Here is a 263-nt window from a genome sequence, read left to right as displayed (position 1 = left end):
TCTTCGATCTTGGCCTTGCCGTATTTGAGACGGCTCTTTACCGTGCTGACCGTACAGTCCATAATTTCCGCGATTTCTGCCAGCGGCAGCCCCTCTACAAAGCGGTATACCAGTGTCTGACTCTGCTCAGCAGGCAGTTCGGTCAGCATTTCGCCGATAATTTCACGTGTTGCGCGGGCGTCCATCTGCTCGTGCGGTACAAAGTCTGCACGGTGCTCCTCGGTGTTGGTAAATACATACTCCTGCTCCTCACTCTGCAGCAG

The 263-nt window shown here is 54.4% G+C and carries 1 protein-coding gene; it reads right to left on the bottom strand.

The annotated features are described in order from the left end of the window. On the bottom strand, positions 1-263 hold a 263-nt coding region (locus DWZ82_RS15385), incomplete at both ends, for an RNA polymerase sigma factor (protein ID WP_199667458.1).

Source organism: Butyricicoccus sp. AF35-5AC (genome assembly GCF_003477715.1).
GTDB classification, from domain to species: Bacteria; Bacillota; Clostridia; order Oscillospirales; family Butyricicoccaceae; genus Agathobaculum; species Agathobaculum butyriciproducens.
This window is presented reverse-complemented; position numbering and strand designations above follow the sequence as displayed.